We start from the raw sequence: 19,763 nt of genomic DNA, 5'->3' as shown, positions 1-19,763 counted from the left end.
ATTTCTATGAAGGGTCCTAAAAATTGTTCTAATATTTCCTCTTTTGGCAACATTCCCAACGGTACGATCGTCTAATGGGAAAACGTATAAGGGGGAAAGACAATGCGCAGAAGAGGAGTAAGGTGGATAACGGCAGCCGCAGTACTGCTGCTAATTGCGCTGACGCTGCTGGCAGGATGCTCGGCGGAGAATAGCGGGAGCGCGGACACTGCCGGAAGTTCAGCCGCGGTGACCAGCTCAGCCGACAAGGACATGTTTCAAGCAGCATCTCCAGCGGAGGAAGGAAAAGCCGAATCCGCCTCGTCGCCGGAAGCTCCTGCACTGAGCGATCAAGCATCGACCGGTACGGTTCCAGCGGGGAATAAGGCTTCCTCGCAACAGGAAACTTCCACCTCGGAAACAGAGACAGAAGGCGATGTCGCGTTCGATCGCAAAATCGTATACAAAGCGACACTGACGATGGAAGTGAAGGACTTTGCGAAGGCGAGCGTCGCGCTGCAAAACGTTCTCCATCAAAGCGGCGGTTATATCCTCAAATTCAGCGACAGCAAAAACAGCGCCGAAAATGGAGCGGCTTACACGCTGAAAGTGCCGGCTGACGGGTTCATGTCATTTCTGACGCGTCTGGAGCAGATCGAGCACAGCCTGTTCGAACGGCAAATGACAGGGACTGATGTAACGGAAGAATACGTCGATCTTACGGCGCGGCTGAAAGCGAAGCAGGTCGTTGAAGCGCGCCTGCTGTCCTTCATGGATAAAGCGCAGAGTGCCAGCGACCTGCTCGAGTTCTCCAGCCAGCTCGCTTCCGTGCAAGGCGATATCGAGCGGATCAAAGGACGGATGCGGTATCTGGATACGAACGTGGCCTATTCGACGATCGAGCTGAGGATGTACCAGCCGGTGACCGCTGCTCCGGTTGTTCCGGACGGACCTAAAGCGCTTGGTGTCCGGATGAGCGATGCTCTGACCGCAAGCACAAAAGGAATCAGCGCCATTTTTCAAGGCGTGCTCGTCTTCGCAGCAGGCGCGCTGCCCGTGCTGATCCTGCTTCTTATCGGATTAGCGCTGCTCTGGCTCTTCCGGCGGACATTCCGCGGCAGACCGTTGCACACATTGAAGCCCGGCACCGGACTTGCCGACCCGGCACCGCCGTCCTCCATTGCAGACGAAAGCCCCGATGCTGACAGAAAGCCGAAAAGTTGATGCCCTACCTCATCTATAATTTTGGAAACATAAAATGTTAATATGGAAGACTAACTTGTCGAAATAGAAGCGGCAGTCTGGGAAGAAAAAAGTTGTCCTGGACTGCCGCTTCTTTGTTTAATTAACGTAACCCGTTGCTTCGGATTACAAATATTTACTTTCGATCTCGGCAAAAAAGGCCGCGGATAGCCGTTCAAAATCTTCAGCATTTCGTTTAACTACGACGTTGATCTTTAAAATTGACTTCGTCGGATCAAGCTTTAATTGTCGGAGGACAAGAACATACACTCATTAAGATCTGCGCGCTGCGCGGCTTTTTTATTTTATGGATATATGTTCTTGTCTTTTGCTCAGGACAAGAACATATATCCTTTCCCATTTGAGGACAAGAACTTGTACTCTTGGCCACGAAGAATACACTTCTCAGCGCATGCGGGGGTGCGACACCTTGACCGCATTAAATGCCGAGAAATTTCGGTATTTTTGTTTAATGTGATAAAGCTCTGTCATTGCTGATGACAAGAGCTTTATCATTACAGCTTTATAAATTGTTCAAGGAAAATAAAATATTAGATTGAAAAAGAAAGATATAGGCTAAGCAAAGGGATCATTGCGGACTGCTTGTCTACGATTATCTAAAATCCGGCGGAATTCCCCGTGCAACACCGGTTAGGATGGCAGCTTCAATAATTCCTTTGCGTACTTTGGTTACGACCTCATGGTTGAAAATACTCGGAATGGCGTTACTTGAATGTCATATTAATATACATTTACAATTTAGTCTTTAAGTTTACTTAACGACTTGTTATATAACGTGACATAAAACAGTTGTATTTAATTCATTCATATCTTATAATGAAGGATATAATTCTTCGGTTTTTCCGATAGGAGGATGTTATGCAAACGTCAGCATTTGAGAATCTCGCCAAAGAAAAATTTAATGAGCTGTCAGTATCGCAAAAAAAGGTGGCCGAATATATTCTGGAAAACCTGGAAAGGGCCGCGCTTAGCACGGCTGTTCAAATCGCGCGCGAAGTAGAAGTAAGCGAAACAACTGTTATTCGATTGTCCTATGCTCTTGGATTTTCCAGTTTCTCCGCCATGCAGCAAACAATTAAGCAAAAGATTCTGCAAAGCGCAAATGATTCTGTGGAATATGAAAGGAAAGATATTCCTGTAAATGAAAGTAACATGTTCGCCAGAGTCGTAGAAAATGAGATTGCTATTTTAAAACAAGCGCTTCATCAACTGGATGTAGCGGAAATTTGTAAAATGGCGGACGCCATTCATAAAGCCGATCAAGTTGTAATTGTCGGAAACCGAGCTGCGTATACGGAAGCGTACTGGTTTTCCTTTATGCTTGGCAAGATGCGCGAAAATGTTCATTTATGTCCTTCTGTCGGAGGAAACAACGAAAAACTGTTCTATCTTACGGATCAGTCCGCAGTTGTGGCGATTTCCTTTCCCCGATATTCCAGGGATACTCTTATGGTAACTGAACATGCAAAAAGTCAGGGAGCAACGATCATCGCTGTTACCGACCGACTACTTTCTCCGATTGGGCGCATATCAGACATTACGCTTCTTACCGACGTCAACATGGATGCAGATACTGGGATAGGTTCCACTTCTTCTGTGATCAGTTTATTGCATGCGGTTATGATTGGCGTCAACTTGAAAGATCAAGAGCGAATTCGGGCCCGTCATCAAAGTATGGAACAATTTTATGCAAAACATCATGTATTCGTCGAATAATTCACGGAAAGGAAAGATAAGTTGATGATAATCGAGCGTGTGCGGTTGCAGCAATTGAAAGTGGCGTATAAGGCGCCGTTTGAAACGAGCTTCGGCCGGTCGGAGGAAAAAGATTTTATTTTGGTGAGCGTATATGGCGATGGTGCTATCGGGTACGGGGAAAGCGTAGCGATGTCCCATCCCGTTTATAATGAGGAAACAAGCGGTACCGTATGGTACATGCTGGAGAACTTCCTGATCCCGAAACTGTTTGCAAGCGATGTGACGGAACCCGAGGACGTCTCGCGATTATTTGCCCCTATTCGCCGCAATTACATGGCCAAAGCGGCCATTGAGGAAGCAGTCTGGGATTTGCATTGCAAACAGCAAGGGATTTCTCTGGCCTCCCGTTTAGGTGGGGTCAAACAAACGATTGATGTCGGGGTCAGCATCGGAATCGAGGCGACGGTAGAGCAGGTTTTGCAAAATGTGGAGCGTTTTTTGGCTGAAGGGTACAAAAAGATCAAAGTAAAGATAAAGCCGGGCTTTGATATTCAAGTGATCGAAGCGATTCGCAAGCGGTTTGGCTCCGATGTTCCGCTTATGGCGGATGCCAATTCGGCGTACACGCTGGAACAAGCCGATTTGTTGAAAGAACTGGATTCATATGGCCTGATGATGATTGAACAGCCGCTTGCGCATGACGACATCATCGATCACGCCAAACTGCAAAAACAGTTAAAAACCCCGATTTGTCTCGATGAAAGCATCCATTCCGCAGAAGACGCCAGAAAGGCGATCGAGCTTGGAAGCTGCAAAATTATCAATATTAAATTAGGCCGTGTCGGTGGGCATGCGGAATCTAAAAAAATCCACGATGTATGCGAGCGGCACGGCATTCCGGTTTGGTGCGGAGGCATGTTGGAAATGGGCGTCGGACGCGCTCATAACATTGCTCTCACATCGCTTAGCAATTTTACGATACCGGGAGATACGTCGGCTTCCAGCCGTTATTGGGAGCAAGATATCGTTGAGCCGAGCGTGGCGTTCATTGCGCCGGGAATGTTGGCCGTGCCCGCCGGTGACGGTATCGGCTACGAAGTCAATGAGCGGAATGTCCGCAACTATGTGGTGCGTGAAGCTGAATGGACGTCGAGATAAAGGCGGAGAGGGATCTTATGGACACCGAAATAACGTACAAAAATATCACAAAACCCGAAGAATTGCCAGGGATTATCGAACTTCAACAAGTGGTATGGGGTGCGGGATCGATTACCCCAATGCCGCACTTGATTGCGGCTATTCATCATGGGGGGGCGGTTATCGCAGCCTTGCATGGGGATAAAATCGTCGGTTTTTGTTACGGATTTCCCGGATTTGACGGCGGAGAAGTTTATATCGTCTCACAAATGGCGGCGGTGGTTCCTGAATTTCGCAATGCGGGATTAGGGAAAAGCTTGAAAGAAAAACAACGGGAGTGGGCGGTCGGTTATGGATACGGCAAAATCGTCTGGACGTTCGATCCGCTGGAAAGCCGGAACGCCTTCTTGAACCTTTGCAAGCTGGGGGGATATGTAAAAACATACATCCCTTCTTACTACGGCGAGATGAACGATCTGATCAACAAAGGTCTTCCTTCGGATCGGCTGCTTCTCGAATGGAAGCTGAATTCGTCCCGTGTCGAAAAGGCGCTCGCCGGCAAGACGCTGGAGACGGACGATTGGAAAACGTACGAGAAATTGTACGACTGGAAGCTGGAGGGAAATTTCCCGCATCCGGACAAGGAGCGCTCCCCGGATGGCGGCAAAGGTTATCTCCTCGTGGTTCCGAAGGCGATTCATGACATGAAGCAGACGGATTTTGAACTGGTCCGCTCTTGGCGTTTTCATATCCGCAACCATATGGAGCGGGCGCTTTCCCAAGGATACTTTGTTGTAGGTTTATTACGCGAGGATGGGCCTGTGAATTACTATGTTCTTGAAAATGAGGAACCGGTCTAATAGCACTTGATTAGCACTTATTGATGAGAAGGGGGGAGCAACGGGGCGATGTTGGAAACGATAGAGGCGTGGATAAAGGAAAATAACGAACATTTCATAGATCTTTACCGCAAACTGCACGATTTGGCCGAGGTAAGCTGGAAGGAAAAGCAGACAACGGCATTTCTTTGTCAGGAAATCGGCAAGATGGGGTTTTCCTATAAGACGATAACGGATCAAACAGGAGTAGCTGCGGTGTGGGATGAAAAGCTGGAAGGGCCGACGGTCGCCTTGCGCGCGGACATCGACGCTTTGTATCAACATGTAGACGGGGAATGGAAGGCCAACCATTCATGCGGTCATGATGCTCATATGACGATGCTGCTGCTCACGATGCGTTGTTTGAAGGAGATCGGGTTTACTCCTAAAGGACGCCTTAAATTCATTTTCCAACCAGCCGAGGAGACGGGTCAAGGAGCCAAGTTGCTCATAGAAAAAGGTGTAGTCGATGATGTGGATTACTTGCTGGGCATTCATCTTCGACCCGTTCAGGAGATGCCTTATGGGATGGCTTCTGCTGCGATTTATCACGGCGCAACAGTGCAACTGACCGGGAAAATCCGGGGAGAACAGGCTCACGCGGCTAGGCCGAATCTCGGGATTAATGCAGTCGATTCGTTAGCAGCCATCATTCATGCGGTCAATGCTGTCAAGGTGGATCCGACCGTCCCGATGTCCGCTAAAGTGACGAAAGCGCAGGCGGGGGGCGGCAATCTGAATATTATCCCTGATGAGGCCCATTTTGGCATTGACCTGCGCGCGCAGACAAATGAAGCAATGACCGATTTGATCGATAAAGTGACGAAGGCCGTATTGTACGCTGGCGGAGCAAACGGCGCTCAGGTGGAAGTAGAAACGGCGTCCCGGACAGCTGCCGCTATTCCGAATGCTTTTATGGAGCGAATAGTCGGCGAAGCAATCGGCGAAGTACTCGGGCCTTCGGCAGTCAGTCCGCCGCCGGTCACCCCGGGTGGGGAAGACTTCCATTTTTACATGGCAGAGAGAGGGCATATCGCCGCGACGATGGTCGGATTGGGGTCAGACCTGAAGCCAGGGCTGCATCATCCGAAAATGGCGTTTAATCTTGCGTCTTTGCAAGATGGCGTTGCGATATTGGCAACATCAACGATCAAGCTGTTTGCCTAATGATGAACTTAAGAGAGGTTCCAACATGGCAAAAAGTCACTGGATAAGGAGGGCTTCTCATGAGTGTGGCTTATTTCAATGGAAATTTTATTGAATCGGATGAACCTGCCCTCCCTATTGAGGAGAGAGGTCATCAGTTCGGAGACGGCGTGTATGAGGTTATGAGAATTTATAACGGCGTACCTTTTATGTTGGATGAACATTTGGATCGATTATATCAGAGCGCTACCGCTATTAAGCTGCCTCTGCAGCAAGACCGGGAATCATTGAAACATACGATCTCGGAATTGATGGACAAAAGCGGTTTAACGAACCTTGTTATTTATTTACAAGTGACGAGAGGGATCGCATCGAGAGATCATCTGTTTCCGGATTGTCCCGTTTCCGTCTCGATGACCGCTAAACCTTTCCGGGAACCTCCGGCTGAGGCAAGGGAAAACGGCGTAAGCGTTATGCTGCATCCTGATGAGCGCTGGGAAAATTGCTATATTAAATCACTCAATCTGCTGCCCAACATATTAGCCAAACAAGCCGCTTATGAAAAAGGATGTTTTGAAGCTATTCTGGTGCGAGACGGTAAAGTTACCGAAGGGACAAGCTCCAATGTATACATGGTGAAAGATGGTTCCATCCTTACAACGCCGCTTTCCAACCGTATTTTACCCGGAATTACGAGAATGGCAGTCAAACAAATAGCCGGGGAGCTTCACATTCCATTTGTTGAAGCCTATTTTACTCCGGAGGACATGCTCCGGGCGGATGAAGTTTTTATTACGAGTACAACAAGCGAGATTATGCCGGTGGTCCGTATTAATGACGAAGAAATCAACAGCGGTGAACCCGGTCCTGTTGCAAGAGCCCTCTATGAGCAGTTGAAGACGATGATCCAAAGATTTTGAAATGCTTTCTGTCCTGAAAACGAAATGAATTTGAATATGGGGAAGGATTTCGATTAATTTTCGGAAAAATCAAAAAATTATGCAATCCAAGTGAAGTAATTGAATTAAACAAAAATACATTGGGGTGGAGAGAAACTATGAAATTGAAAAACAAGATTTTCTCGATCATGTTAACCGTAAGTCTGGTCATTGCCTTATCCGCTTGCAGCAATAACTCCTCTCAGCCGGCTTCCACAACGACGCCTGCGAGCTCGCCGTCAGGAACGAATACGAGCGGGAAAGACACTTTAATCGTTGCCATGACGGCGGATGAGGGAACCCTTGATCCGGCCGTAACGGTGGATAACGCCGCTTGGAAAATAACGTATCCGACCTACGAAAGGCTCGTTGATTACGACGGAGAGTCGACGGAAGTGAAGCCGGGGCTGGCTAAAGAATGGACGGTAAGCCCTGACGGGTTAACGTGGACGTTTACTTTGAACGAGGGCCATCAATTCACGGACGGAACGCCGGTAGATGCGAATGCAGTCAAGTTCACCTTTGACCGAACTCTGAAAATAGCTAAAGGACCTGTGGATGTATTTGGAGTCATTCAAGAAATTAAAGTTCTAGACTCCAATACCGTTGTCTTCACTTTGAAAAATAGCTTCCCTCCCTTTTTATCCACATTGGCAGCAAACTATGGAGGAATTGTAAACCCTAAAGTTATGGATCATGAAGAAAACGGAGACCTAGGCCAAAACTATATGGCAAACCATACGATGGGGAGCGGACCTTACCAACTGACGGAATGGAAAAAGGGAGAGTATCTGAAGCTTGAAACGAACCCAAACTATTCCGCAAAGCCTGCGATCAAAACGGTTTATTTCAAAATTGTTGCCGATTCATCCGCCCAACGCTTACAGTTGGAGAAAGGCGAGATCGATATCGCCGAAGGGATACCGGTTGAACAGTTAAGCGCGGTAAAAGCGTTTGAAAACGTACAGATCGTTCAAAAACCAAGCTTATTTGTAGACTATGTTTACATCAATTCCAGCAAAGGCAACCCTGCCCTGCAAAATCCGAAGATACGGCAAGCGATCAGCTACGCAATCGATTACGGAAGCCTTACGAAGACGGTGCAGCAAGGCTACGCCACACAAATGCGCGGACCCATTGCGAAAGGAATATGGGGCCATGACGATCAGGCTAAACAATATCAGCTCGATGCCGCCAAGTCCAAGTCGCTGCTGTCCGAAGCCGGAGCAGGTAATCTTAACTTAAGCCTTCTCTATTCTGACAGATGGCCTTGGTGGGAGACAGAAGCGTTGGCCATTCAGGCGTTCTTGTCAGATGTCGGGATCAAAGTCGAGTTGAAAAAAGTGGCCTACGCTACCCAACGCGAAATGATCGACAAAGGCAATTTTGATCTGGCTCTCGGAGTTTGGAGCCCGGATTTTGCCGATCCGTTCATGTACATGAACTATTGGTTTGATTCCAACAATTTCGGTTTGTCCGGAAACCGCGCCTTTTACAAGAACGACAAGGTGGATGAACTCGTTCGCAAGGCCGCAATGAGCAACGATAGAGCGGAGAGAGAGCAACTCTACAAAGAAGCTCAAACAATCGTCATTGACGAGGCGCCGTATTTGTATCTTTATCAAAGGGATTTTCTCCTTCCGATGAATAAAAACGTAAAAGGATATATTGACAATCCGATGCTGAATGGGATTTATAATCTGCAAGAGATGTCAAAATAGGAGTTGGACGGGAGTTGTTTTCACATGGAGCGGATGATTACTAAACGGGTCTCCATGCTTCTGCTCGTGGTTTTTGGCGTCACCCTGCTGACCTTTCTGCTTTCCCACATTATTCCGGGCGATCCCGCGAGAATGTTGGTCGGCGAGAAAGCGAATGAGGAGACCTTAAACCTAGTCCGCCATCAATTGGGCCTGGACCAACCGGTCTGGGTCCAATATTGGATGTATCTAAAAGGACTATTAACGGGCGATCTTGGAAATTCGATACGTACGCAGCAGCCGGTCGTTCATGATTTGCTCGTATTTTTTCCGGCAACGATTGAACTTGCTTTGGTTGCCTTTTTGATTGCGATTCTCGTTGGCATACCGCTTGGGGTCCTGTCCGCAGTGAAAAAAGATACCGGATGGGATCACGGGGCGCGTGTTTTTTCGATCGCCGGCGTATCCACACCCGTCTTCTGGAGCGGATTGGTCGTCATCCTCATCTTTTATGGCTATCTGGGCTGGTTTCCTTCCGGCGGACGATTGGATTTAACGACAACCTCTCCTTCGAAAATAACAGGGTTGTACCTGATAGACAGCCTGCTGACGGGGAATTGGCCGGCGTTTAAAAACAGTTTATGGCACATCCTGCTTCCGGCGATCACGCTCTCGTACGCACAGCTGGCGATCATTACCCGTCAGGTAAGGGCCAGCATGCTGGAAGTGTTGGGACAGGAGTATATCCGTACGGCGCTCGCCAACGGGATCAGCGGCGCATTTCTTCTTTTCCGATACGCGTTGCGAAATGCGCTTATCCCGACCGTTACGGTGGTCGGATTGTCCTTCGGGTCCCTGCTCGGCGGAGCGGTTGTAACCGAAACCATTTTCGGATGGCCGGGAATGGGCAAATACGTCGTTGACTCCATTGCGAATCTGGATTTTCCGGCGATTATGGGGTTTACCTTGGTCATATCAATCGGGTATTCGCTCATTAATCTGCTGATCGATTTGATCTATTACATCCTGGATCCGCAAATTAAACAATAGGGGGGATTCGCGTTGCAAATTCAAACGAATGAAGTCAACTTCCCCGTTAAAGAGGTCAATCCGCTCTGGTATAAGCTGAAGAAAAATCCGATGACGCTGATCGGCCTTTCCGTTATGGGGGTCATTATCCTGCTATCGTTGGCAGCCCCGCTGCTCACTTCCTACGATCCGAACAAAATCAATATTCTCGACCGTTTTCAAGAGCCGACGATGAAACATTGGTTTGGGACGGATGAAGTGGGCCGGGACATTTTTTCACGTATCTTATACGGTGCGCGTCTTTCTTTAGGCATAGGGATCGTTTCGGTAGTTGTCGCCGCTGCTTGCGGTACGGTTATCGGCACCGTTGCCGGTTATTTCGGAGGCAAAATCGATCAAATCCTGATGCGGATTATGGATATGATTCTTGCTTTCCCTACTCTTATTTTGGCCATGGCATTAGCGGCCTCGCTCGGACCGAGCCTGCAAAACGCCATGATCGCGATCGCGATTGTGAAAATACCCGTTTACGTCCGTTTGGCAAGGGGAGAAACGCTTGCCTTGCGGGAGAAGCTGTTCGTCAAAGCGGCTCTTACGTTCGGGATCAAACCATGGCGGATTATTGCCCGTCACATCGTCCCCAATGTCGTCTCTCCTATTGTGATTCAGCTTACGCTTGATGTCGGGGATACGATCCTGTTGGTCGCAACGCTTGGTTTTCTCGGCTTGGGTGCGCAACCGCCGACCCCGGAGTGGGGGGCGATGATTAGCATTGGCTGGAAATACTTGCTGGATTATTGGTGGTATGCGACATTCCCCGGTTTATTTCTTTTTTTGGCATCCGGTGCGTTGAATCTGATTGGGGATGGCATTCGGGATATTCTCGATCCCAAATCCGCTCGATAGGAGGAGAAAAGATGCTGCTCGAAATCAACAATCTTTCTGTGGAATTTCAAGGAATCCGGGGTACGGTCAAGGCATTGCAAAACGTTAGCTATTCCATTCAAAAAGGCGAAATCGTCGGCGTCGTGGGGGAGTCGGGTTCCGGGAAATCGGTTACGGCATTATCGATTCTTGGCCTGCTGGAGAAGAACGCTACGATCACGGGCGGCGAAATCAGATATGCCGGAAGAAACGTCCTTACCCTCAACAAAAAGGAAATACAGGCGCTTCGGGGGAAAGAGATCGGCATGGTCTTTCAGGAACCGATGACAGCCCTTCATCCTACGATGACGGTGGGTAGCCAATTGGCGGAAGTCATCAAGAGACATCGGGGCTTGTCCAGGAAAGAGGCGTACCGGAAAGCCGTAGAGGCTTTGGAAGAAGTCCATATCCACGCCCCGGAGGTCGTGGCCCGCAAATATCCGTTTGAATTAAGCGGCGGGATGAGACAGCGGGTGGTGATTGCGCTTGCGATGGCGGCTCCACCTAATCTGCTCATTGCCGACGAGTCGACCACAGCTTTAGATGTCACGATTCAACACGAGATTCTGAAGATGATGAAAGAACTCTCAGATAAACGCGGAACATCGATTCTGTTCATTACGCATGATTTAGGCGTCGTCTCCCGAATGTGCCATCGTATTGTGGTCATGTATGCGGGAGAAGTCGTGGAGACAGGTATCACATCGGAGGTTCTTCGCTCCCCGAAGCATCCATATACAAGGGCATTGCTGAGCGCCCTTCCAGATTTGGCAGATCCGGACGAGCCTTTGCTCGCCATTGGCGGAGAGGTGCCCGATTTGCGCAATCGTCCGAAGGGCTGCAGCTTCGCGTCGCGTTGCATTCAGGCCGTTGATAGGTGCCGGGTTCAAAAGCCTATATTGGAACGGCGAACGGCCGATCAGTCGGTCGCATGTTGGTTGGAAAGGGAAGGAAGCCATGAATGAGCTTATACAAATTCAGCAAGTCCAAAAGAGGTATGGCAAAGGGAAGAAGACGGTAACAGCCGTTCAGGAGGCCAATCTGAGCATCCTTCAAGGAGAAGCGTTCGGACTCGTGGGAGAATCCGGTTCCGGGAAAAGCACGATCGGCAAGATGCTGATCGGCCTGGAAGATCCGACAAGCGGAAACATCTCTTATCTAGGCAGCCCTTTATGGAAAAAAGGGCGATTTCAAAATCCGCGCGCCGGAGAAATTCAGATCGTTTTCCAAGACCCGCAATCTTCACTTGACCCTAGAATGACGGTAAGAGATATTATTCTTGAGCCATTGTACGCACTTTCCCGAAGCGAACGCCAAGCAAGGGGGGGGCCGTCCAGGCTTCATTCCTTGATGAAACGGGTTGGATTGAAAGAAGAACACCTCTCGCGATACCCGCATGAATTCAGCGGCGGTCAAAGACAACGGATTGCGATCGCCCGCGCGCTCATTACGGATCCTTCTTTTATCGTTCTAGACGAACCTACTTCGGCTCTTGACGTCTCGGTTCAAGCCCAAGTGTTAAATTTGCTCAAAGAATTAAAAAAAGAACGGAATTTAACCTATTTATTCATTTCCCATAATATGGCCGTCATCCGTTATATGTGCGATCGGGTGGCTGTCATGTCCAGAGGGGAGATTGTGGAAACAGGTCCTTCCCGATCATTGTTCGAAAATCCGAATCATCTTTATACTCGAACGCTGCTATCTTCTCTCCCAAGCATCCTTGACTCGTGTATCGATACTGGTAAAGGGGGTTGAACATGGTTGAGGTTCCCGGAGAATATCTGATGAAGGTGCGAGGAGAATGAAAATGAGAGTTGCAATTGGTCAAATTGAACATGAAACGAATACTTTTTCAAACGTAAAAACTACGGTTAATCATTTTCATGAATGGGACCAGGGTCAACAGATCATTGAAAGGCATCTTGGTGTGAAAGACTTTCTAGGCGGGATGATAGATCAATGCAACCAACTAGGGGTTGAAATAGTACCTGCCTTTTCGGCTTTTGCTCAACCCTCAGGTATTATTACGAAAGAAACGTATGAAATATTGAAAAATGAACTTGTTGCCAGCATACAAAATGCGGGCGAACTTGATGGAATATGTTTTTACTTGCATGGAGCTGGGATCGCTGAAGGTATTGACGATGTAGAAGGAAGTCTATTGGAAGCCATACGTGAGGTTGTGGGATATGAGATTCCTATTGTCGCAACCCTGGATCTTCATGCGAATGTTACACAGAAAATGATTCAGGAATCGAACGCCCTTATTGGCGATAATTATTATCCCCATACGGATTCTTATGATAGGGCTATCGAAGCGATCAGCTTACTTGTACAAATCATTCAGGGCACGGTTCATCCCGTAATGAACCTGGTTAAATTGCCTTTGTTGATTCCCGCAACTACGACTTATAAATCCCCGGCTAAAGATATCAATGAAATTTGTTGGGAATGGGAGAAGGCGCCGGATATTATAGATTGTACTTTCTTCCATGGGTTTTCTCGTTCTGATGTACCGGATGCGGGCGTTTCTGTTTTGACGATCTCAAATGATAATCTGGACTTGGCCAAACAAGTAAGTGAGCATGTTGCTCGAATCATATGGAGAAAAAGGGATGAATTTCAATCCGTCTATCCGACACCGGAACAAGGGATTAAACAGGCATTAACGCTTGAGGGACGTCCGATTGTCATTAATGAATATTCGGATAATCCCGGTGGAGGAGGTCCTGGGGACGGTACACACCTGTTGAAGGCAATGATTGAACAAAATGCTCCAAATACCTGCTTCGGTTTTATTTGCGACCCGGAAGTGGCGGACAAGGCTCATAAAGCAGGTATCGGTTCTACTATTGATGTGAAACTGGGAGGAAAAACGGATTCCTTGCATGGCGAACCTTTGTTAATTAAAGGCTACGTTAAATGTCTCTCAGATGGAAAAATTATCCAATCATCACCTATGTGGCAAGGCCTCAAACATAATTTAGGGAAATCAGCCAGACTTCAAGTAGGCAATGTCGATATCATCGTTTGTTCAATCAAAATGCAAACTTTTGATGAGCAGGTTTTCCTCTTGCATGGAATTGATGTAACAAAATATAAGATCGTTGCGTTAAAGTCCGCCAATCATTTCCGGGCTTATTATGAGTCCGTTGCAAAGGAGATTATTACGGTTGATTCACCTGGATTGACCACAGGCAAACTGTCAACCGTCGATTATAAGAGGATTAACAGACCGATTTATCCCTTGGATAATCGAATTGATTATTGGATGCCGAATGACGGGAGATGGATAAAGCCTATATAGGGCGATGCCAGCCCGAATCATATCCAGATGCATTTCGGGATACTGGATCGCCGCTGCACTGTTGCTGGCATGCTTAATGGGAACAGTGATGCCGTGATCTTCAAATCGTCGGATTTTGGTGTCCTGTCAAAACTATCCTTGTCGCTACGAACAAAAAACCAGTCTAAAACGCTGCCGCGTTTTGGACTGGTTTTTTGTTCGGGCCGGTTTACCGTTTGTGAAGAGAAAACGATCCTTTAGCAGCGCTGGAAACGGTCGCTCTTGGCTTGCGGACCAGCTGCTTCAGGCTGTCCAGGTTCGCCAATATCGTTCCGGCGATAATCGTTGCAGCTCCGAGCGCCATCACCCAGGTGACCGTTTCGCGGTAAAACAGCACTCCGATCACAAGGGCAATAAGCGGCGAAACGTAGAGCCAGGTCGACGGAAAGACGGGATTTGTTTTCGAGATGAGCCAATAAAAGAGGCTGTGGCCGATCATGGAGCCGATGACGATTAAATAAAGAAGCGAACCGAGCGCGCTCGTCGAGAGCAAGCTCGTCATCTGCACGTGTTCAGTAAACGCCGACAGAAGGAGCAGCAGCAGCCCTCCGTACATCATTTGGGTGGCATTCAACGCGATCGGCGATGACTGAGGGTAGCGTTGAATCACCTTTTTGGAGTATAAAGCGCCTGAAGCATAGAAAAGCTCGCCGATCAGAATCGCGATGCTTCCGACGACCTGCCATCCGCCGGCTGCAACGGTAAGAGTGGGAAGCAGCAGCAATATAACGCCTGCAAATCCGATGATGCAGCCGATGGCGGAGGTAACCGTTGATTGCTGCCGCAGCACAACGCTCTGCAAAATCAGAATGATGAGCGGTCCCGTTGCCGATAACACGGCGGCGATGCCGGAGGAAACATATTGTTCGGCAAAGTATAAAGCCGAGAACGTGCCAAACGTCAGCCCGATTCCGGTAAGCAGCATTTCTTTGCGCAGCAGTAAAGCGAAGGCGGCTTTTTTTCTCCACACCGACCAAACAAACAGAAGCAGCCCGGCGATGAAAAATCGTATCCCTGCCGAGAAGAATGGCGGTGCGGAGGCATCGACACCGATCTTAATGGCCAGGAAGGTTGTGCCGAAAATGGTGCATACAAGCAAGTAATTAAAAATAATCATAGCTGATTCCCCCTTTATTTATGTATCATACAAGGTAGAGAATAGAACAGATGGAAAGAGATAGAACAGGTGAAAACAGCTTCGTGTACAATTAACGGTAAAAGGAGGTCCAGCTGTGAAAAATGCACCGATGACATCCAGGGATTCCGGCCATCTATTCAGGCAAGTATACGAGTACATCCTTACCGGAATCGAGCGCGGAGAGTGGAAAGCCCATCATAAACTCCCCTCTATTCGTCAGCTTGCCGATCAATTTCAAATTCATCGGCTGACGGTTTTTCGGGCCTATCAAATGTTGAAACAGGACGGAAAAGCCTATGTAAAAGAGAAAGCGGGTTATTACGTAAGCCCCGGCGATCCGAAAGAGGAAGCGCCGGAGTATGCGGGGAGCCGTCCGATTGCCGCTTCTGTTCTGCTGAAAAACGATTTGTCCGAAATCCAGCGGCTGCCGGTCGTTTATCAATTTTCGCAAGCGCTGATTGATCCGAACCTGTTGCCGAATCTATATCTGTCCGAATATGTCAAGAAGGTATTCGATACCTACCCGAAATTAATGGGAAGCTACTCTCCCGTAGAGGGGGATGAGGAGCTTCGCCAAGTTCTTTGCCGGTACTTGGCGAAGCATTCCCGAATTCAGCTGACGGAGGGCGAGATGCTGATTACGACCGGGGCGACACAGGCGATCGACTTGCTTTCCCGCACGTTTATCAGGCCGCTCGATGTTATATTGGTGGAACGGCCGACGTATAGTGCGGCGCTGGACAATTTCCGGCAGCAGGGCTGCCGGATTCTTCCGGTTGAGATTCATCCGGACGGTTATGACCTCGAAAGGGTCGAAATGTTAATGAAACAGTTCAAGCCGCGCTTCTTTTATATGAATCCTACCTTTCATAATCCGACCGGTTATACCGTTCCTTCTTCGCAGCGCAAGCGGCTGGTCGAATTGGCCGAGGAGTACCGGTGTCTCTTGATTGAAGACGATGCGTTCCACGAGATGTATTTCGAAGAGCCGCCTCCGCAACCTTTATTTAGTTACGATTCCGAGGGGTGGGTCGTGTACCTCAGAAGCTTCAGCAAATATATGGCGCCCGGATTGCGGATTTGCGCCGTTGCAGGCCGGCGGTCCGTAATCGAGCCGCTCGTAACCGCCAAATCGTTAACGGACAACGGTACGCCGCTCGTTAATCAAAAAATCTTTTTGCATTACTTTGAATCGGCACGGATGCAGCAGCACTTGGATAAGCTGCGCATCGCTCTGCAAATTCGCAAAGACATTATGGAGGAGGAATTGGCCGCTGCCGGATGGAATTGGGTCAGTCCCAAAGGCGGTCTTAACCTGTGGGTTCATTTGCCCAAAACGATTGATATGAAAGCGCTGCTGGCGGAGAGCATTCGGCAATCCGTCTCCTTCGTGCCAGGTGCCATCTGTGATCCGCTTATGGAGATGCAATCTTCCCTCCGTTTATGTTATTCCTTTGTCAATGAAGGGCAATTGCGGGAAGGGATTAAACGGCTTGTGAATATCGCACATCTATCCCCTTGACGTATTCGGGTAAGCTGGAATATGATGGATTAAAATGAAAGCAAGTACTTGCATTCAATTTGGAAGGAGGATCAATTATCGTTATTAACCAATTGAGCAGCAGCGATAAGCTGCTGTCGGCGGCGATCGAACTGATGGCGGAAAAAGGCTATCACGGCGTTACGACCAGAGAAATCGCGGCCGCAGCCGGGCTGAACGAAGTGACGCTGTTTCGTCAATTCGGCAGCAAGCAGAAGCTTCTTGAAGCTGCATTTGAACGCTATCATTACACGGAAGAGATGATCAAGCTATTTAACGAGAAGCTCGAGTGGGAGCTGCATACGGATTTACTTCTGATCAGCCGCACGTATCACGACATCATGAACCGCAATCGGAAGATGATCCAGATCGGCATTAAGGAAGGCAACAACCTCCCCGGATTTCATGAGCGGGCAAGACGGGGGCCGCAGCAATTGAAAACATTGCTGACGGCATATTTTACAGCGATGGTTGAGAAAGGAAGATTGATCCGGACGAACCCGGAACTGCAGGCGTTGTCCTTCATGTGGATGAATTACGGCGCATTCGTAAGCAGCCTGGGTGCCGACGAAACATTTCCGGGCGTGCCGATGGAAGACTTTATTGAAGAGAGCGTGCGGCTGTTTGCTAGGGCATTAACGCCCTAGTTTTTTTACCACCTCCATGCAAGTAATTACTTGCATACATTTATTGAAAGGACGCGATAAGGATGGAAGAGGAAATCCGGCAGCAAAACGGAGAGAAGCTGATTCGAATCCTGATGATGACGCTCACACTGTCCGTGATCAGCGCATTTATGTTCAATATTGTACTTCCCCAGATTCGGGACGAATTTGATCTGACGACATCGGAGGTCAGTTGGATGTCTTCCGCTTATACGCTGATCTACGCGATCGGTAGCGTGACGTACGGGAAGCTGGCGGATCGTTACAGGCTTAAGAACCTGCTTACGTTCGGGCTGCTGCTCTTTGCTTTCGGTTCACTGATCGGTTTGTTCTCTCAAACCTTTGGAATGGTTCTATTCGGCAGGTGCTTGCAGGCTATGGGGGCGGCCGTAGTCCCCGCAACCGCCATGCTCATTCCCGTGCGTTACTTCGCTCCGGAGCGCAGAGGCGCCGCGATCGGCACCGCAACGGTAGGCATGGCTCTTGGCAATGCTCTTGCTCCCGTTATCGCAGCTTTTGTCGTCAGTGTCACAAATTGGCGCTGGTTATTTGCTCTGCCGCTTCTTATTTTGCTTACACTGCCTTTTTACCGAAAGTATTTGGATGACGAACAAGGCCGGCCCGTTAAAATGGACTGGATTGGCGGAGGGTTGTTAGCTGTAACGGTGGCCATGCTGCTGCTTAGTGTGACAAACGGAACGTGGTCGTTTGCGGCCTGCGGCTTGCTGACACTGGCGTTATTCATCGCCCGCACTCGCTCCGCGGACGAACCGTTCATCGAGCCCCGGCTTTTCAGGAACAGAAGGTATACGCTCGGTTTATCGATCGTTTTTCTCGTAAGCGGAATCGGGTTCTCGCTAGTATTCCTTACTCCGCAGCTTCTCGCCCAAGTCCATGAACTGCCGCCCGAACGAATCGGCTTTGCCATGGTTCCGGCAGCGATCGCGATGGCCTTACTCGGGAAGACAACCGGCACAATGGCCGACTCGCGGGGGCACGTTTATGTATTTTATTTGGCGTCGGGATCGTTAATCGCCAGTTTTGGGCTGCTTTCAACCTTTACCGCCATTTCACCCTTTATCATTGCTGTATTTCTGATCTTCGGCAATGTCGGTCAATCCTCCATGCTCATTGCAATGTCCAAATCGATTTCGACGACATTGCCGAAGGAACACACAGGAGTCGGCATGGGGATATTCTCGCTGCTGAATTTCATTTCGTCCGCAATGGCTGCCGGCCTGTACAGCAGGATGGTGGATCTCGGTTCCGATTTCCGCTTGAACCCGGTATACTTCTACACGGGCGGTGTTGTATTCAGCAATATTTATTTCGTCCTTGCTGCACTGCATGTCGCCATTCTGGTGTTTTATTACTTCCAGTTCGGGCGGGAAAGAGAGCGGGTCTCCGGTCATTTGGTTGTAAATCGAAGCAAACAGGGATGATCGTTTCGAGCAAGTCTTATCCTCGTTTCGCTTCCAAATAAAGCACCTGTACAAATTTTTTCGTATTGATCCGAACCTGGGATTGCGACGGCTCCAGATCGTTTTGCAATTCCAGCATCCGTTTGCGAATTTCGGTGAAGTCGAAAAATTTCGAAGCGTAATTTTCAAACTTTGGATGGGAATAATCGGTAAGGCCTAGAGATGCAACGTGCGTTATCGTTTGAAAAATGGCCCTGCGTACCCGCTGCTCCGACGCTTTGATCTCCTTGTTCAGTTCCGCGGCTGCTGCGGAGCTTCCCAGCTTTTTTGCGGCGATATTGATAAATATTTCCTTCAGGGAAGGGAAGGCCGCCGGAAATTCAACCGATTCGGATTCTTTTTGGTGCAGATAAGCCAGCATATCCAAGAAATCATTGCTGCCCGCTTCCCCGATCATCCCAAGCTCAGACAAAAGAAAATGACCGGACGTAACGATTTTATTTTCCGTAACCGGCGGCTCCTGGCTCTCCTGCGGCTTCTCGATTTGAATTCCTTGTAACGTCTGCTGAATAATGGAGATCGATTTTTGCAGCCTCAATCGTTCTTCTACCTTGCGAATGACCGCCAAAATCTCAAGCCGGTTGACGGGTTTCGTAATATAATACTCGATTCCGAGCGAGTAGGCTTCGCCAATCATATTTTTCGATTCGATCTGGGAGATCATAATAATTTTTCCTTGAAACCGCGATCCTAATGCCCGCACGGTCTGAATTCCGTCCCGAACCGGCATCAGCATATCGATCAGCAGAATATCGACTTTTTTCAGCTCCAGCAGATCTCCGTTTATATTAGAACCGTCATCCGTTTCCCCGACAACTTTCCCGAGACCTTCCTCTTCAATAATATCCGCGATCATGGAACGGACTCCTTGATCGTCATCGACAATAAAAAACCGCAT

Annotated in this window: 18 protein-coding genes; 15 read left to right on the top strand and 3 right to left on the bottom strand. The window is 48.7% G+C overall.

Features of this window, described 5'->3' with window-relative positions; genetic code table 11:
• Positions 1-102 precede the first annotated feature (102 nt).
• The 12 genes from VN24_RS23510 to VN24_RS23455 all read left to right on the top strand — a co-directional run bounded on the left by VN24_RS23510 (position 103) and on the right by VN24_RS23455 (position 14,002).
• The gene (locus tag VN24_RS23510; protein WP_052703113.1) at positions 103-1,203 is read left to right on the top strand and encodes a DUF4349 domain-containing protein; all 1,101 of its coding nucleotides are present in this window, start codon (positions 103-105) and stop codon (positions 1,201-1,203) included.
• A gap of 897 nt (positions 1,204-2,100) precedes the next feature.
• Positions 2,101-2,958 carry a MurR/RpiR family transcriptional regulator gene (locus VN24_RS23505; protein WP_045672405.1) on the top strand — a complete coding sequence of 286 codons (858 nt, stop codon included), beginning with the start codon at positions 2,101-2,103 and terminating at the stop codon, positions 2,956-2,958.
• A 24-nt stretch (positions 2,959-2,982) separates the two neighbouring features.
• A complete protein-coding gene (gene menC / locus VN24_RS23500) occupies positions 2,983-4,098 on the top strand; it encodes an o-succinylbenzoate synthase (RefSeq protein ID WP_045672404.1) in 1,116 nt (371 codons plus the stop codon).
• Between the two features lie 17 nt (positions 4,099-4,115).
• On the top strand, positions 4,116-4,937 hold the full coding sequence (locus VN24_RS23495; protein ID WP_045672403.1) for a GNAT family N-acetyltransferase: 822 nt from the start codon (positions 4,116-4,118) through the stop codon (positions 4,935-4,937).
• A gap of 48 nt (positions 4,938-4,985) precedes the next feature.
• A complete protein-coding gene (locus VN24_RS23490) occupies positions 4,986-6,122 on the top strand; it encodes a M20 peptidase aminoacylase family protein (protein WP_045672402.1) in 1,137 nt (378 codons plus the stop codon).
• 59 nt (positions 6,123-6,181) lie between these two features.
• A complete protein-coding gene (gene dat / locus VN24_RS23485) occupies positions 6,182-7,021 on the top strand; it encodes a D-amino-acid transaminase (RefSeq protein ID WP_045672401.1) in 840 nt (279 codons plus the stop codon).
• A gap of 137 nt (positions 7,022-7,158) precedes the next feature.
• The gene (locus VN24_RS23480) at positions 7,159-8,760 is read left to right on the top strand and encodes an ABC transporter substrate-binding protein (RefSeq protein WP_052703112.1); all 1,602 of its coding nucleotides are present in this window, start codon (positions 7,159-7,161) and stop codon (positions 8,758-8,760) included.
• A gap of 24 nt (positions 8,761-8,784) precedes the next feature.
• Entirely contained in the window at positions 8,785-9,789 is a 1,005-nt protein-coding gene (locus VN24_RS23475) for an ABC transporter permease (protein WP_045672400.1), read from the top strand.
• Positions 9,790-9,801: 12 nt separating this feature from the next.
• Positions 9,802-10,674, top strand: a complete 873-nt coding sequence (locus tag VN24_RS23470) for an ABC transporter permease (RefSeq protein ID WP_045672399.1) — start codon at positions 9,802-9,804, stop codon at positions 10,672-10,674.
• Positions 10,675-10,685: 11 nt separating this feature from the next.
• Positions 10,686-11,657, top strand: coding sequence for an ABC transporter ATP-binding protein (locus VN24_RS23465; RefSeq protein WP_148505293.1), 972 nt, complete (start codon positions 10,686-10,688; stop codon positions 11,655-11,657).
• Complete coding sequence (locus VN24_RS23460) at positions 11,650-12,450, top strand: ABC transporter ATP-binding protein (RefSeq protein WP_045672398.1); 801 nt, start codon at positions 11,650-11,652, stop codon at positions 12,448-12,450. Before VN24_RS23465 ends, VN24_RS23460 begins: the two co-directional genes overlap by 8 nt.
• 52 nt (positions 12,451-12,502) lie before the next feature.
• Complete coding sequence (locus VN24_RS23455; protein WP_045672397.1) at positions 12,503-14,002, top strand: M81 family metallopeptidase; 1,500 nt, start codon at positions 12,503-12,505, stop codon at positions 14,000-14,002.
• Here the strand turns inward: VN24_RS23455 and VN24_RS28605 are convergent.
• Together VN24_RS28605 and VN24_RS23450 are read right to left on the bottom strand one after the other, a co-directional pair.
• Positions 13,901-14,116, bottom strand: a complete 216-nt coding sequence (locus VN24_RS28605) for an alanine racemase (RefSeq protein ID WP_082084095.1) — start codon at positions 14,114-14,116, stop codon at positions 13,901-13,903. The genes VN24_RS23455 and VN24_RS28605 overlap by 102 nt on opposite strands.
• 94 nt (positions 14,117-14,210) lie before the next feature.
• Entirely contained in the window at positions 14,211-15,158 is a 948-nt protein-coding gene (locus VN24_RS23450; protein ID WP_045672396.1) for a DMT family transporter, read from the bottom strand.
• A 130-nt stretch (positions 15,159-15,288) separates the two neighbouring features.
• Between VN24_RS23450 and VN24_RS23445 the strand changes: the two genes are divergently transcribed.
• From VN24_RS23445 to VN24_RS23435, 3 genes are all read left to right on the top strand, one after another.
• Complete coding sequence (locus VN24_RS23445) at positions 15,289-16,701, top strand: aminotransferase-like domain-containing protein (RefSeq protein ID WP_045673629.1); 1,413 nt, start codon at positions 15,289-15,291, stop codon at positions 16,699-16,701.
• Between the two features lie 59 nt (positions 16,702-16,760).
• Positions 16,761-17,366 (top strand): TetR/AcrR family transcriptional regulator, encoded by a 606-nt coding sequence (locus VN24_RS23440; protein ID WP_274520397.1) that lies wholly within the window; start codon positions 16,761-16,763, stop codon positions 17,364-17,366.
• A 62-nt stretch (positions 17,367-17,428) separates the two neighbouring features.
• Entirely contained in the window at positions 17,429-18,826 is a 1,398-nt protein-coding gene (locus VN24_RS23435) for an MFS transporter (RefSeq protein ID WP_045672395.1), read from the top strand.
• A 16-nt stretch (positions 18,827-18,842) separates the two neighbouring features.
• On the opposite strand, the gene VN24_RS23430 is transcribed toward VN24_RS23435, so the two are convergent.
• Positions 18,843-19,763, bottom strand: a complete 921-nt coding sequence (locus tag VN24_RS23430) for a response regulator (protein ID WP_045672394.1) — start codon at positions 19,761-19,763, stop codon at positions 18,843-18,845.

Origin of the sequence: Paenibacillus beijingensis (assembly GCF_000961095.1) — a bacterium.
In the GTDB taxonomy this organism is placed as follows: Bacteria; Bacillota; Bacilli; order Paenibacillales; family Paenibacillaceae; genus Paenibacillus_O; species Paenibacillus_O beijingensis.
Note: the sequence above shows the minus strand (reverse complement) of the source record. Positions and strands in the feature narration are given on the sequence as shown.

Excerpts from the sequence above, each read along its gene's own strand:
- dat (WP_045672401.1), top strand. The coding sequence starts at position 6,182 with ATGAGTGTGGCTTATTTCAATGGAAATTTTATTGAATCGGATGAACCT.
- VN24_RS23450 (WP_045672396.1), bottom strand. The coding sequence starts at position 15,158 with ATGATTATTTTTAATTACTTGCTTGTATGCACCATTTTCGGCACAACC.
- VN24_RS23475 (WP_045672400.1), top strand. The coding sequence starts at position 8,785 with ATGGAGCGGATGATTACTAAACGGGTCTCCATGCTTCTGCTCGTGGTT.
- VN24_RS23430 (WP_045672394.1), bottom strand. The coding sequence starts at position 19,763 with ATGCGGTTTTTTATTGTCGATGACGATCAAGGAGTCCGTTCCATGATC.
- VN24_RS23480 (WP_052703112.1), top strand. The coding sequence starts at position 7,159 with ATGAAATTGAAAAACAAGATTTTCTCGATCATGTTAACCGTAAGTCTG.
- menC (WP_045672404.1), top strand. The coding sequence starts at position 2,983 with ATGATAATCGAGCGTGTGCGGTTGCAGCAATTGAAAGTGGCGTATAAG.
- VN24_RS23495 (WP_045672403.1), top strand. The coding sequence starts at position 4,116 with ATGGACACCGAAATAACGTACAAAAATATCACAAAACCCGAAGAATTG.
- VN24_RS23445 (WP_045673629.1), top strand. The coding sequence starts at position 15,289 with ATGACATCCAGGGATTCCGGCCATCTATTCAGGCAAGTATACGAGTAC.
- VN24_RS23490 (WP_045672402.1), top strand. The coding sequence starts at position 4,986 with ATGTTGGAAACGATAGAGGCGTGGATAAAGGAAAATAACGAACATTTC.
- VN24_RS23455 (WP_045672397.1), top strand. The coding sequence starts at position 12,503 with ATGAGAGTTGCAATTGGTCAAATTGAACATGAAACGAATACTTTTTCA.
- VN24_RS23435 (WP_045672395.1), top strand. The coding sequence starts at position 17,429 with ATGGAAGAGGAAATCCGGCAGCAAAACGGAGAGAAGCTGATTCGAATC.
- VN24_RS23465 (WP_148505293.1), top strand. The coding sequence starts at position 10,686 with ATGCTGCTCGAAATCAACAATCTTTCTGTGGAATTTCAAGGAATCCGG.
- VN24_RS23505 (WP_045672405.1), top strand. The coding sequence starts at position 2,101 with ATGCAAACGTCAGCATTTGAGAATCTCGCCAAAGAAAAATTTAATGAG.
- VN24_RS23510 (WP_052703113.1), top strand. The coding sequence starts at position 103 with ATGCGCAGAAGAGGAGTAAGGTGGATAACGGCAGCCGCAGTACTGCTG.
- VN24_RS23460 (WP_045672398.1), top strand. The coding sequence starts at position 11,650 with ATGAATGAGCTTATACAAATTCAGCAAGTCCAAAAGAGGTATGGCAAA.